Origin of the sequence: Heyndrickxia sp. FSL W8-0496, from assembly GCF_038007825.1 — a bacterium.
GTDB classification, from domain to species: domain Bacteria; phylum Bacillota; class Bacilli; order Bacillales; family Bacillaceae_C; genus Heyndrickxia; species Heyndrickxia oleronia.
Genome location: NZ_JBBOXX010000001.1, coordinates 5145073 through 5158792, shown reverse-complemented (window position 1 = coordinate 5158792; position 13720 = coordinate 5145073). Strand labels below are relative to the sequence as shown.

12 protein-coding genes are annotated in these 13720 nt (G+C 35.7%); 9 read left to right on the top strand and 3 right to left on the bottom strand.

The window, feature by feature from the left end:
- Nucleotides 1-189: 189 nt before the first annotated feature.
- Together NST63_RS26060 and manA are read left to right on the top strand one after the other, a co-directional pair.
- A complete protein-coding gene (locus NST63_RS26060) occupies nucleotides 190-2148 on the top strand; it encodes a PTS fructose transporter subunit IIABC (protein WP_341044091.1) in 1959 nt (652 codons plus the stop codon).
- Between the two features lie 89 nt (nucleotides 2149-2237).
- The gene (gene manA / locus NST63_RS26055) at nucleotides 2238-3218 is read left to right on the top strand and encodes a mannose-6-phosphate isomerase, class I (RefSeq protein ID WP_341044090.1); all 981 of its coding nucleotides are present in this window, start codon (nucleotides 2238-2240) and stop codon (nucleotides 3216-3218) included.
- A gap of 147 nt (nucleotides 3219-3365) precedes the next feature.
- Here manA and ahpF read toward each other — a convergent pair whose 3' ends face one another.
- From ahpF to NST63_RS26040, 3 genes are all read right to left on the bottom strand, one after another.
- Entirely contained in the window at nucleotides 3366-4895 is a 1530-nt protein-coding gene (gene ahpF, locus NST63_RS26050) for an alkyl hydroperoxide reductase subunit F (protein WP_341044089.1), read from the bottom strand.
- 12 nt (nucleotides 4896-4907) lie between these two features.
- On the bottom strand, nucleotides 4908-5471 hold the full coding sequence (gene ahpC / locus NST63_RS26045; RefSeq protein ID WP_058005086.1) for an alkyl hydroperoxide reductase subunit C: 564 nt from the start codon (nucleotides 5469-5471) through the stop codon (nucleotides 4908-4910).
- A 617-nt stretch (nucleotides 5472-6088) separates the two neighbouring features.
- Nucleotides 6089-6847, bottom strand: coding sequence for an SDR family oxidoreductase (locus tag NST63_RS26040; protein ID WP_251339505.1), 759 nt, complete (start codon nucleotides 6845-6847; stop codon nucleotides 6089-6091).
- A 143-nt stretch (nucleotides 6848-6990) separates the two neighbouring features.
- On the opposite strand from NST63_RS26040, the gene NST63_RS26035 reads away from it, so the two are divergent.
- From NST63_RS26035 to NST63_RS26005, 7 genes are all read left to right on the top strand, one after another.
- A complete protein-coding gene (locus NST63_RS26035) occupies nucleotides 6991-7554 on the top strand; it encodes a TetR/AcrR family transcriptional regulator (RefSeq protein WP_212944956.1) in 564 nt (187 codons plus the stop codon).
- 121 nt (nucleotides 7555-7675) lie between these two features.
- Nucleotides 7676-7984 (top strand): hypothetical protein, encoded by a 309-nt coding sequence (locus NST63_RS26030; RefSeq protein WP_251345286.1) that lies wholly within the window; start codon nucleotides 7676-7678, stop codon nucleotides 7982-7984.
- Nucleotides 7985-8101: 117 nt separating this feature from the next.
- Nucleotides 8102-9151 carry a DUF418 domain-containing protein gene (locus NST63_RS26025; RefSeq protein ID WP_212944958.1) on the top strand — a complete coding sequence of 350 codons (1050 nt, stop codon included), beginning with the start codon at nucleotides 8102-8104 and terminating at the stop codon, nucleotides 9149-9151.
- A gap of 692 nt (nucleotides 9152-9843) precedes the next feature.
- Complete coding sequence (locus NST63_RS26020; protein WP_212944959.1) at nucleotides 9844-10599, top strand: ABC transporter ATP-binding protein; 756 nt, start codon at nucleotides 9844-9846, stop codon at nucleotides 10597-10599.
- A gap of 1 nt (nucleotide 10600) precedes the next feature.
- Complete coding sequence (locus NST63_RS26015; RefSeq protein ID WP_341044088.1) at nucleotides 10601-12538, top strand: ABC transporter permease; 1938 nt, start codon at nucleotides 10601-10603, stop codon at nucleotides 12536-12538.
- 17 nt (nucleotides 12539-12555) lie between these two features.
- Nucleotides 12556-12915, top strand: coding sequence for a YxeA family protein (locus NST63_RS26010; RefSeq protein ID WP_341044087.1), 360 nt, complete (start codon nucleotides 12556-12558; stop codon nucleotides 12913-12915).
- Between the two features lie 91 nt (nucleotides 12916-13006).
- On the top strand, nucleotides 13007-13717 hold the full coding sequence (locus NST63_RS26005; RefSeq protein WP_212944962.1) for a response regulator transcription factor: 711 nt from the start codon (nucleotides 13007-13009) through the stop codon (nucleotides 13715-13717).
- The last annotated feature ends 3 nt before the right edge of the window (nucleotides 13718-13720 follow it).

Below are 13720 nucleotides of genomic sequence, written 5' to 3'. Positions count from 1 at the left end.
CAAACATTGTTGCTAATTAGTTAAAGTCTTAACGGATAGATAGGTTGAATAACCGCAATCCCCACCAATTCACTGAAAAAAACGATTTTTACCACAGCCTCCGGTAAAAATAAAAAAAATTAATTCATTCATCTAGTTTTATTATATAAGTAAGCGATTACTTCAGAGAATTATAGGAGGATAAACAGCATGGGGAAAATATTAGCTGTTACAGCATGTCCAGTTGGAATTGCCCATACATATATGGCCGCTGAGAACTTGCAGAAAGCAGGCGAAGCGTTGGGCATCGATATAAAAGTAGAGACACAAGGATCGATTGGTGTAGAAAATGCATTAACCGAAGACGAAATAGCTGAAGCGGATGGTATTATTATTGCAGCAGATAAAGAAGTACCGAAAGAGCGTTTTGCCGGTAAAAAGGTTATTATCACGGGAGTTCAGGATGGTATCCGCAAGCCAGAAGAATTAATAAAGCGGATTCAAAATGGTGATGTCCCTGTTTACAAGCCCCAACTAGCTGCTGCCAATGGGGCGAAAAAAGGGAAATCGAAGGAAAACCCAATATATAAGCATTTAATGAGTGGTGTCTCATATATGGTTCCTTTCATTGTTGTTGGGGGATTATTGATTGCACTTGCGCTGATGCTTGGAGGGGAACAAACACCAGGAGGAATTAAAATTCCTGACGGTTCTTTTTGGAAACATGTTGAAAGCATTGGTTCCACTGCATTCATGTTCATGGTCCCTATTCTTTCCGGTTTTATAGCGGTAAGTATTGCAGACCGTCCTGGACTTGTGCCAGGTATGATTGGTGGTTATATTGCAGCGAACGGAAGTTTTTATGGAAGTGAAGCCGGTGCAGGTTTTATCGGCGGGATTATTGCTGGTTTCTTAGCAGGTTATGTGGCACTTGGAATTAAGAAAATAAAAGTACCAAAGGCTGTTCAGCCTGTAATGCCGATCATTTTTATTCCGATCATTGCATCAGTGATTGTTGGTTTATTGTTTATATTTGTCATTGGTTCACCAGTTGCACATGTGTTTGAAGCACTAACTGACTGGCTTGCGGGTATGCAAGGTGGAAGTTCGATTTTGTTAGCGTTAATTCTTGGAGTAATGATTGCTTTTGATATGGGTGGTCCATTTAACAAGGTTGCTTTTCTTTTTGGTTCATCGATGATTGCAGAAGGAAATTATGAAATTATGGGACCAATTGCGGTTGCTATTTGTATTCCACCAATTGGACTTGGACTTGCAACATTCATTAATAAACGCAAATTTACGCAAACGGAAAGAGATGCTGGAAAAGCGTCCTTTACTATGGGTTTATTCGGAATTACAGAAGGTGCCATTCCTTTTGCTGCCCAGGATCCGCTCCGTGTTATTCCAAGTATTATGGTTGGGTCAATGGTTGGTTCAGTCATCGCAATGCTTTCAAAAGTAGGGGACAGTGTAGCACATGGTGGTCCAATTGTTGCAGTACTAGGTGCTGTTGACCATGTGATAATGTTCTTTGTCGCGGTAATTGTCGGTGTAATAATTACGGCCATTATGGTAATTGCTTTGAAAAAGAATGTAGAAGCTGTGCCTGTTACAATTGGTGGAGATTCAAATGATGCTGAAAGTGTACATGAAAAAACAGTTCAAAATACGAATACTCAAAGAACTGAAGTGGCCTCTTTGAACAGTGAAATTCATAAACTAACAGATATTACTAGTATAGAATTAATTGAAACTAACTTAATGGGAATGAATCGTGATGATGTAATAGATGAAATCATTTCGAAGTTTGCTTCAAATGGAATTGTTCGCTCTAAACAGGAATTTAAACAAGCAATCTTAAATCGCGAAACAGAAAGCTCTACTGGACTGGGAATGAACATTGCCATACCACATGGTAAATCCAATACGGTTAACCGTCCTGCCGTTGCTTTCGGAATCAAACGTGACGGTGTCGACTGGAACAGCCTAGACGGAACACCAGCAAAACTAATCTTTATGATAGCCGTACCAGAAGAAGCTGCCGGAGATGCCCATCTAAAAATACTCCAAATGCTATCACGAAAACTAATGGATGACGAATTCCGAAAACAACTCCTAAAAGTAGATTCTAAGCAAGAAGCTTATAAATTATTAGAGAGTATTTAAAAGCATAGGGACGGTTCTCTTGCTTCCTTCTGTGTCCGAAGTATAAGCATAAGAACCGTCCCTTCGCTTCAAATGGAGGTTAATGTTTAATGTATAAAAATGAGCCAATCTTTTTACAGCCTGTATTTCAGGAGAGGATTTGGGGAGGGAAGAAGCTGAGAGAAGAGTTTAATTATGATATTCCGTATGAGAGGACAGGGGAGGCGTGGGTAATATCTGCACATCCGCATGGTCCAAGCTATATTATTAATGGCCCTCTTGCAGGGAGAACATTGGCAGATGCATGGAATGAGCATAAGGAGTTATTTAATAAACCTAATGACTATCAAGGAGAATATCCCTTACTTATAAAGATCTTGGATGCAGCTGATGATTTATCCGTACAAGTCCATCCCAATGATCAATTTGCCCGTGAAGTGGAAGGGGTTCCGTATGGTAAGACCGAATGTTGGTATGTATTGAGTGCTGAAGAAGGAGCGGAACTTGTGTTAGGGCATCATGCTAAAACAGCAGAGGAATTGGCGCAATTGATTGATCAAGGTGAATGGGAGCAGCTCTTAAGACATGTGAAAGTAAAAGTTGGAGATTTTGTCTATGTTCCAAGTGGAACGATTCACGCGATTGGAAAAGGTATTGTTATCCTTGAAACACAGCAAAGTTCTGACATAACCTATCGAGTTTATGATTATGACCGAACAGATGCCTCTGGTCAAAAGAGAGAATTGCATCTAGATCGCTCAAAACAAGTGACCACCGTTCCACACAAAGATGTTGTGGTCCAACAAACGGAGAAGGTAAATGGTGATTTAATCGACAAGAAATTAGTTGAGGAACAATATTTTACTGTGCATCATTGGCAATTAAATGGACGGGCTGTCTGTGACATGGTTAAAAACTTTTTACAGGTAAGTGTGATAGAAGGACATGCAGTCCTTACCATTAATGAAAAGTCCTTTACTATCGAAAAAGGGACCCATTTTATCTTACCGAATGGTATTCAACAATATACATTGGTAGGGCAAGCAGAATTAATTGTTTCTCATGAATCAATAATACCAAAGGATGAATGATCTAAATCCCTAAAAAATTATATATCTCCACATTTCATTGGTTTCATTGCCATAATGGATTGGTAATAAACATCATTCAAATGAATCGAGGGAACAAAAAAAGTCACTGTGCTACCAAAAATTTGATAGCGCAGTGACTTTGTTCTATTAATTTCTGATTAAATAATCGAATGCACCTAAGGCTGCATTTGCACCTGAACCCATGGAAATAATAATTTGTTTGTATGGGCTATTCGTGCAGTCTCCTGCAGCAAATACTCCAGGTATGCTCGTTGCTCCACGATTATCTACTACAATCTCGCCCATTCTAGTACGTTCAACCGTATCACCTAACCAATCAGTATTTGGAACAAGACCAATTTGAACGAAGACTCCTTGTAATTCTACATGATGCTCTTCTTCTGTCTCACGGTCTATATAGGTAATGCCGTTTACTTTATCAGTACCGGTAATTTCCTTTGTTTGTGCGTTCTTAATAACTGTAACGTTTGGAAGGCTGTAAAGGCGATCTTGTAATACAGAATCAGCTTTTAGTTCTGCTGCGTATTCAATAACTGTTACATGCTTGACGATACCAGCAAGGTCAATAGCTGCTTCAATACCTGAATTACCTCCACCAATTACGGCAACGTCTTTACCTTCAAATAATGGACCATCACAGTGAGGGCAATATGCGACACCTTTGTTTTTGAACTCGGCTTCTCCAGGAACTCCGACATTGCGCCAACGAGCACCTGTTGAAAGAATGACTGTTTTACTTTTTAGAACAGCACCATTTTCAAGCTCGATTTCAACAAAGTCTTTTTTCTCTAAACGCTTGGCACGTTGAGAATTCATGATATCGATATCGTATTCTTTCACGTGTTCTTCAAGGCTTGCAGCGAGTTTAGGGCCTTCAGTGTATTTCACGCTAATGAAGTTTTCAATGCCCAGTGTATCCATGATCTGACCGCCGAAACGTTCAGCCACAATACCTGTTCGAATGCCTTTACGTGCTGCATAGATCGCTGCACTAGCACCAGATGGGCCTCCACCAACAACAAGCACATCAAATGGGTCCTTATCTGAAAACTCAGAGGCATCAGCAGTATTCCCCATTTTAGTAAGAATTTCTTCGAGTGTCATTCGACCACTACCAAAAGATTCGCCATTTAGGAAAACCGAAGGTACAGCCATAATGCCTTTGCTTTCAACTTCTTCTTTGAAAGCCGCACCGTCAATCATCGTATGGGTAATCCCAGGATTGAGAACACTCATAATGTTCAAAGCTTGTACAACATCTGGGCAGTTATGACAGCTTAGGCTAACATATGTTTCAAAATGATATTCGCCTTCGATGCCTTTTACTCGATCGATTAAGCTTTGGTCTATTTTGGGAGTTCTTCCACTTACTTGTAAAAGAGCTAGCACGAATGAAGTAAATTCGTGACCAAGAGGAATACCAGCAAAAGCGATCCCAGTATCTTCGTCAATGCGATTGACACTAAAGCTTGGTGTTTTCGCTAATGTTGTTTTTTCTATTTTTATTTTTGGTGACATGGTTGCTAACTCATCAACTAGAGATAGAATGTCATTTGATAACTTATCGGATCCTGCACTAACTTTAAGTAGTACATCATTTTCCAATAGTTGTAGATATTGATTTAATTGTGCCTTAATATCTGCATCCAGAATCATTTATAGCACCCCTTAGATTTTCCCTACAAGATCAAGGCTTGGTTTAAGTGTTTCTTCGCCTTCCTTCCATTTAGCTGGGCAAACCTCACCAGGATTGTTACGAACATATTGTGCTGCTTTAATTTTGTTAATAAGTGTGCTAGCATCACGGCCAATACCATCTGCATTGATTTCAATTGCTTGGATAACACCATCAGGATCAATGATGAATGTACCACGATCAGCTTGTCCTAATTCTTCAATGAATACATCGAAGTTGCGAGAAAGAACATGCGCAGGGTCACCAATCATTGTATAAGTAATTTTACCGATTGCTTCTGATGTATCATGCCATGCTTTATGTGTGAAATGAGAATCTCTTGATACAGAGAATACTTCAACTCCTAATTCTTGAAGAGCTGGATATTGTTCTTGAAGGTCTTCAAGCTCTGTTGGGCAAACGAAGGTAAAATCAGCTGGGTAGAAGCAAACAACACTCCAGTGACCTTTTAAATTTTCTTCAGTAACTTCCATGAAATCACCGTTTCTGTATGCTTGTGCTTTGAATGGTAATACTTCTTTTCCGATTAAAGACATTAGTAAATTCCTCCTAGTTGAGTTTTAATTTATAAAATAGGTAGTTAGGACATAAAGTCATAACTATTAAAAACTAAATATAATTCTGCTTTTGATTATAATTAGTTTTTTATAATAATTATAATTCAAAAACCATTATCATATAGATCTTAATGATTTGTCAAGGAAATAAACTTTTATTATTAATATCGGCTGTTTCCTTTTAGTTTGCTTGCTTTTGTAATAGCCAACTGTCGGCTTTTACACCTAATAAAGGATCACGCGGTTCTTATGCGGATGGTCAGACTTTTCTCAGTAAATTTTAAAGGTGTGGCGATCTTCGGCCGATAGTTTTTCGTTTAAACTTTACTTAAATAGCAACAATGTTTGAGAAAAGAGTCTAATATTAATTGGTGTGATCAATATAAGATTATTAAATTCTTATTAGCATTCTATATTGTAAGTGGAAATAGGAATTGACGTTATAGTGAGGATGTAAGGCAATTTTCAATTGATATTATTATTTCTCAATTAACAAATATTATACATACCGGCTCTGATACAAGAAAAAGACCACTGCTGAGTGGTCTCTTGTTTTGGATTTTTATTAAATCCTCCTGCTATTTAGAAATATAAAGTTAATAAGCGGTCCAACCACCATCTACAGCAATAACCTGTCCATTAACAAAGCTTGATTCATCTGACCCTAAAAAGATAGCCATTTGTGCAATTTCTTCAGGTTGGCCGGCACGGGGATTAATAGCTAAACCTAATGATTGACGACCTGCACCAAATTCACTCACATTTGTCATCGTTGAAGCAATATTTGTTATAACTGCTCCTGGAGCAATACCGTTGCAACGGATGTTTTTATCTGCATACATGAAGGCTGTGTTTTTTGTAAGGCCTACAACAGCATGTTTTGAAGCAGTATAAGCAGCACCAGCACGTGCACCATATAAACCACCGGCAGAGATATTATTTACTATAGTTCCATGTCCTTGTTCTAAAAAGAGATTGATTGCGATACGCATAGATTTCATAACTGCTAATGTATTTACAGCGAATACTTTTTCCCAGCGTTCATCCGTAACTTCTCCTACGGGCTCCATGCCATCCATGATGCCAGCATTATTAACAAGGATATCTAATGTTCCAAAGGCTTGTTTCGTTTCAGTGAATAAACGTTGTAGATCATCTTCAGAAGCTACGTTTGTTTGAACGGCGATTGCTTCTCCACCTGATGCCTTAATTCCTTCAACAACTAATTTTGCACCATCTAAGTTTAAGTCTGATACAACAACCTTTGCACCTTCTTTTGCATAACCTTCTGCAATTGCCTTACCCATACCTGATGCAGCACCAGTGATAATAGCTACTTTTCCATCTAATCTCATTCGAAATGCCCCCTTTAATTTTATTGTACAGTTGTTCAATAAAAATTATAATAAAGTTGGATAGACACCTACAATTACAAAATAACGATATTTGTTCAATAATTAACACAAATTAAAAAATATGTTCAATAAGAGGTGATAAAATGAGTACCGATTTGCGTATCCAGAAAACGAAAGAGGCATTGCATCGTGCATTATTAGAATTGTTGAAGGGAAAAACTCTAGAGGTTATCACAGTCTCGGAAATTTGCAGGAAAGCAAAGGTCAGTCGAGGTACATTTTATTTACATTATTCCAATATCGAGGAATTATTTGAGGAGTATTTTAAGGAGATAACCGCGGATTTAATCAATTCTTATCAAGAACCGTACCGCCACGTATCCGTGTTAAAAACGAGCGAATTAGATCCTTCTACTATTCGGATATTTCATCATATCGAAAAATATCAACCTTTCTACAAAATTATCTTTTCAAAAAAAGTTCCATTGACGTACTATTATTTATTATTTGAAACAATTAATCATTTATTGCTTCAAGATACAGAAGCAAATATTAAAAGTGGAATCAATCGACAGCTTTATTGTGCTTATCAAGCTAATGCTATGATTGGTATGATTATACATTGGTATCAGAATGATTTTTCATATAGTGTGAACGATTTAAATAGCCAACTCGTTCAAATATTAAATATGAAAATAACTACTTAATCATTTAGACGTAAATGGGACATATGATCAAGTTAATTTCCCTTAGAAGCTATTTGTTCATAGATAGAGATTGCATAAAAAATAATAAGAGGTATAAATCTGGTGAAAATCGAAAACAACGATGCTTGAAGCATTTGAAAGCTATGCTTCCACTTCCTTGGAAGAGCTTGAAAATTATCAGGATTACATAGGGATTCGCAAAAAAATAGGGAATTCACTTTCTAGCATTGTGGAAGAAGGGATGGGGGATGGATCTATACGATCGGATTTACCTACTAAAGAAGTTTTATCTTCTGTAATTAATGCATTTGGGTTATTTTCAAGAAAGCTTTCCTTATTTGAACGGATTCCCCTAATAAAGGATGATTTTGAGCCCCGTATTCAGTTAACAATCATTAAACAAATATTTTTGGATTATATTAGAGCCTAATTATTATAGGCTCTATTTTTTATTGTTAAGGTTAATGTAAGGTTCAGATTAAAAGGGTGTAAGGTTTGTTTATTAAACTAATTATATTCACATTATTTTAGCAGAGGAGTTTATTGTATGAATCCTTCCATTCCACAGAAAGAACGTATCTTGTCTCTAGACATTATTCGTGGCATAGCTTTATTTGGCATACTTCTAATTAATGTCGGGGCATATAAAATCATTATGAGTGAAGAAAGTCTTCCTGTTTACAGTGGTTTTAATAGGATTATCGACATATTCATTGACATGTTTATCGAGAAAAAATTCTTTTCAATCTTTTCATTTTTATTTGGTGTAGGGTTTTATATTTTTGCATCACGTGCTGAGAGCCGTGGAGATAAGCCGCTATGGAGGTTTGCTAGACGTTTAATCGCCCTTTTCCTCATTGGGATCATCCATTTAATAGTTTTTTGGGGATCGATCTTATCCATATATGCAATCATCGGTCTCTTTCTTCTACCTTTTTATCGAGCAAGGGTGTCAACAATTAGTAAGTGGTTAGGAATGATAATTGTTTTTTATATTCTTTCGATTATAATGAATCTATTTGCTCCGGACATGGGGGTATTTTCTAAAGTTGTTGCCTTTATAGGAAACGATGCAATTGCTATTTTCATTATGTTTTTATCAGGATTTTTAGCTGCTAAAGCAGATTGGATCCGCCATGTGCGTGATTTATCCAGACAAATAAGACTGATACAAATGGTGACATTCCCATTATTCATTGGTTTCTCAGCCTGGATTTGGTTTGCCTCTCAAGCAGATGATCAAAATATCCAATCAATTATTGCGCTTGGCGTAATACCGACCACCTATTTTTATCTTGTAAGCTTATTTTCAATCTTAGAACATAAGCAGATCACAAAATTTCTTCAGCCAATTGCATGTGTTGGTCAAATGGCATTTACAAATTATTGGGCGCAAAGCTTTATCGGGTTGGGAATCATTTCATTAATGGGGCTTGAAGTGGTGTCACCAAGTAACATTGTGATCATTTCAATCGTCATTTATGTGATCCAAATGTGTTATAGTGTCATCTGGTTTAAGTTCTTCAAGATGGGGCCATTAGAGAAGGTATGGCGATTTATGACATATGGGAGGAGATTTCCTGCCACAAAGAAATGAGTTGCTATTTAATAGAAATGAAAACTGAGTTAGACAAGTCCTCTAAGTTGTAGGACTGTCTAACTTACATTCTATAGATTACACATAGACTGAAGCTTTCTATATATCCTTCCAATAGAAGTTGTATTTATTATATTTGTTATCTTAGGCTTTTTACTAATCTTCCATCGTTGCCTACTCATTATCTTTTTTATTGTTATCTACCTTCCTATTTTTATTTTCCTCAACCAACATCTCGGGAAACATGCTCTCTGCAATCATCTGATCCTGTTTATTTATTTCGAAGCCATTTGCTTATATCAATTAGTAATTTGATTCTATCTCGCTACCTATCTTGGGCTTTTTCTATACAAAAATAATAATTTTCAGGGCAGAAATCCTTTAAAAATGGGGTTTCTGCTTTTTTAAGGTTTTTGTAAGGTTCCTATTAAAGTGGTGTAAGGTACAGTCAGTATAATTATTTTTGTTGATAGAGCAGCTTACTTATTGAGTTTTAAACTCAAACAATTCATGCAGAATTTAATCAATTGTTCTTCGTCAATTGCAATGAATGATAAGATCGGCACATTTTCGGGGGCATCTTTTTAAAAAGGTTATTCTTTCTTAATAATAAGGCTGAGTATAAGGGCATTGTTTACAAAGTCAACTTAGTTTAAGGAAAGATCTTTGATAATAAACAGGAGGATTTCTTAATGAAAACAATTTTATCCGCAAAAAATGTTCAAAAAATATATGGCTCAAAAGGAAATCAATACAAAGCATTGGAAGATATTAATTTAGAAATAAAGGAAGGCGAATTTATTGGAATTATGGGGCCTTCAGGAGCAGGTAAATCAACATTATTAAATATTTTATCGACGATTGATACGCCCTCAGCTGGGGATATAATCATCGCTAATCAAAATATCGTCAAAATGAAGGAAGAAGAACTTTCCGATTTCCGCCGGAATCAACTCGGATTTATATTCCAGGACTACAATTTACTAGATACGCTAACGGTAAAGGAAAATATTTTGCTTCCCTTGGCGTTATCAAAGGTCCCAACACAACAAATAAACAAACGCGTCGAGGAGATTGCTGATACTTTTGGGATTCGAGAAATACTTCATAAATATCCGTACCATATATCTGGAGGTCAAAAACAGAGAACAGCTGCATCCCGTGCAATAGTAACTAATCCAAGCCTAATCTTGGCGGACGAGCCTACAGGTGCCTTGGATTCAAAATCTGCAACAAGCTTATTAGAAAGCTTAACCTCCCTTAATGAAAATAATCAATCAACCATTCTTATGGTTACACATGATGCGTTTGCTGCAAGCTTTTGTAAAAGGATTCTATTTATTAAGGATGGACGAATCTTCGCAGAAATTCATAAAGTGCAGCAGTCTCGTCAGGAATTCTTTCAAAAAATAGTTGATGTCCTTGTTTCACTTGGAGGTGGACATTAGAATGACTCTATTTAGCATTGCTAGAAAAAATATTAGGAAAAATTTCACCAATTATTTTTTATATATTGCATCGATGATCTTTAGTATTGTCATTTACTTTACTTTTGTTTCTTTAAAGTATGATGATGCTATCCAAGCTTCAACAGACTCTTCTACAAAAATTAGTTCAGCCTTTAATGGTGCTGCGGTTGTTTTAATGATTTTTGTTGCTGTCTTTATCTGGTATTCGAATTCATTTTTTACGAAGAAACGGAAAAAAGAAGTCGGACTCTACTCTCTATTAGGTGTTAGAAAGAAACAAATTGGTCAAATGTTATTTTACGAAAACTTTATAATGGGAATCATCGCTCTTATTATTGGGATCGTCCTTGGTACACTTTTGTCTAAGTTCTTTGTGACACTTTTAATGAAAATCATGGGCTATGAAGCAATTGGGAATTTTGTAATCTCGCCCGCAGCTATCATAAACACAATTGTTGTATTCATCATTATTACAGCCATTACTTCCATTCATGGTTACCGGTTAATTTATCGTTTTAAATTAATTGAGCTATTTAAGGCAGAGCAAGAAGGGGAAAAGGAACCAAAAGCATCCTTCTTAATTGCCGTTTTCTCCATTATATTACTCGGTATTGGCTATTGGTTAGCTTTACAAAATTTATTAGAGTCAAATGCATGGAGAACACTGGGCTTTGCGGTAACTCCAATCGTTATTTTGGTTACAGTAATTCTCGGTACTTATTTATTATTTAGTACATTAACCGTATATCTATTGAAGGTATTAAGAAAAAATAAAAAGCATTTTTGGAATGGGATTAATCTGATTAGTATATCCCAACTACTTTATCGAATGAAGGGGAATGCCCGTACATTAACGATTATCGCAGTATTAAGTGCGACTACACTATCTGCAGTCGGAGCTGCTTATAGTTTTTATTATAACAATAGAAGTAATGCAGAAATAGCCAATCCAAATAGCATGATGTTTATAACGAAGGATTCACATATCGCTGACCAGGTCAAAGAGCGTGTATCACAGGATAAAAGCCATAAGATTGTCTATCATGAGACCATTCCAACACTAAATATAGATGTTGATATTACAAATCTGAATAGTAAAATGTCTGCGGATCAAGTGGAATATAGCGTTATTGACAATAAAACCTATAATAAATTAATAAAGTTACAAAAAAGAAATGACACCCTTTTACTGAAAGGAAATGAAGCAGCTGTCCTAGATGCAGGTTATTTTGAAGGTTTATCACCTAAATATGTAGGATCAACAGTTTCATTAAAGGTAAATGATAGCAGTAAAAATATAACCTTTAAAAGTTTGAAGAAATTTAATGTTCTCAATCTCTATACAGCTAATACAACACTTGTAGTTAGTAATGAATTATTTTCGAAATTAGCAAATGAAAAAAATCTAGTAAACATGGAAGCATACAAAATAACGAATGAAGATGATGCGAAGACATTAACGAAAGATATTCAATCTTTATTACCAGAGGAAGCATACTTTTCAAACTTCTATAGTAATTATGCTCAAGGAATGGAGTCATCTGGTTTAATTATATTCATGGGTGGTTTCCTTGGATTAGTATTTCTTGCAGCAACAGGTAGTATCATTTACTTTAAACAACTTACGGAAGCAAATATAGATAAAGAGCGCTATGAAATTTTACACAAAATTGGTGTAAATAAAAAAGAAGTAAAAAAATCTATTGCTAGACAAATATTATTTATTTTTGCCCTACCACTTATTGCAGGAATTGCTCATAGTATCGTTGCTTTAACAGCTTTATCAAGGCTAATGCAAACAAACTTAGTTATTCCAGTGTTCATTTGTATAGGTATTTACGTATGTATTTATATTGCCTATTACTTCTTAACAGTGAATACCTACTACAAAATCGTAACGAAATCAGATAAACAATAAAGGATTGGAGTAAAACAATGAAAAAAATCATATTATCATGCCTCATCATAGTAGTGATACTAATTGGTGGAGGGCTAGTTCTTCAGAAGGTTAACTTTAATAGATTAGGAGCAGATCAATTGTATACCCAGATTAAGGGTCAAGGAAAAATGATCGAAGATAAAATCGATAATGGTGAGAAAATAATTAGGTACGAGTACAAATTACCATCCTTTGACAAGAATGGTCAACAACAAACCTTGTCATTTACTTCACCAAAACAACTTAAGGAAAATGCTTATTTAATGTTATATACTAAAAAAGATAAAGGTGTGACTTCTTATCAGGAAGTAGAAAAAAAAGATTTACCAAAGAAGGTTAGTGAAAAATTAAAGTAGTAGTATGTAGAAAAATGAAAGAATCCTTGTTAAAAAGGGTTCTTTTTTGATAATAATAAAACAGGCAATCATTACTGGAGGTAGGTATCGGATGTCCTTAAATAATAAAAAGGTATTAATTATAGATGATGAAGAAGATATTTTAAGACTAATAAAAACAGTATTAGAGAAAGAAGGAATAAAAAACGTTATTACCTCGACTACTGCTTATGATGGGTTCAGTAAATTCAAAGAAACCAATCCTGATCTTGTTTTATTAGATATTATGCTGCCGGATGGAGAAGGCTATGATGTGTGTAGACAAATAAGGAATATCTCACGAGTACCTATATTATTTTTATCAGCAAAAACGGAGGAAATTGATAAAATATTAGGCTTTGCCATTGGTGGAGATGATTATATTACTAAACCATTTAGTCCTAAAGAGGTAGCCTATCGAGTAAAGGCACAGCTACGAAGAGCGGATTATATGCAGACAACTATTGAGAAGGATTCGATTATAAAGGTCGGCCCATTTGAGTTAAATGAGGAAAAAGTACAATTGATAAAAAGTGGAAAAATGATTGAATTAAAACCGAAAGAATTCGGATTGATGAAGTATTTTCTAGAAAATAAAAATAGGGTGATCAGTAAGGAACAACTTTATGATGCGGTATGGGGTGAGGAATTCTTCGGGATGGATAATACGGTTATGGTTCATATACGAAGATTACGGGAGAAAATTGAAGAGCAGCCTTCTCATCCTAAGTATTTGCTTACGGTTAAAGGCTTAGGCTATAAACTGATGGTTGAGGATGAATAATTC

Bases quoted from the DNA above. Each gene is read 5' to 3' on its own strand.
- NST63_RS26025 (WP_212944958.1), top strand. From the start codon at position 8,102: ATGAATCCTTCCATTCCACAGAAAGAACGTATCTTGTCTCTAGACATT.
- ahpC (WP_058005086.1), bottom strand. From the start codon at position 5,471: ATGTCTTTAATCGGAAAAGAAGTATTACCATTCAAAGCACAAGCATAC.
- NST63_RS26060 (WP_341044091.1), top strand. From the start codon at position 190: ATGGGGAAAATATTAGCTGTTACAGCATGTCCAGTTGGAATTGCCCAT.
- NST63_RS26040 (WP_251339505.1), bottom strand. From the start codon at position 6,847: ATGAGATTAGATGGAAAAGTAGCTATTATCACTGGTGCTGCATCAGGT.
- NST63_RS26010 (WP_341044087.1), top strand. From the start codon at position 12,556: ATGAAAAAAATCATATTATCATGCCTCATCATAGTAGTGATACTAATT.
- NST63_RS26030 (WP_251345286.1), top strand. From the start codon at position 7,676: ATGCTTGAAGCATTTGAAAGCTATGCTTCCACTTCCTTGGAAGAGCTT.
- NST63_RS26035 (WP_212944956.1), top strand. From the start codon at position 6,991: ATGAGTACCGATTTGCGTATCCAGAAAACGAAAGAGGCATTGCATCGT.
- manA (WP_341044090.1), top strand. From the start codon at position 2,238: ATGTATAAAAATGAGCCAATCTTTTTACAGCCTGTATTTCAGGAGAGG.
- ahpF (WP_341044089.1), bottom strand. From the start codon at position 4,895: ATGATTCTGGATGCAGATATTAAGGCACAATTAAATCAATATCTACAA.
- NST63_RS26005 (WP_212944962.1), top strand. From the start codon at position 13,007: ATGTCCTTAAATAATAAAAAGGTATTAATTATAGATGATGAAGAAGAT.
- NST63_RS26020 (WP_212944959.1), top strand. From the start codon at position 9,844: ATGAAAACAATTTTATCCGCAAAAAATGTTCAAAAAATATATGGCTCA.
- NST63_RS26015 (WP_341044088.1), top strand. From the start codon at position 10,601: ATGACTCTATTTAGCATTGCTAGAAAAAATATTAGGAAAAATTTCACC.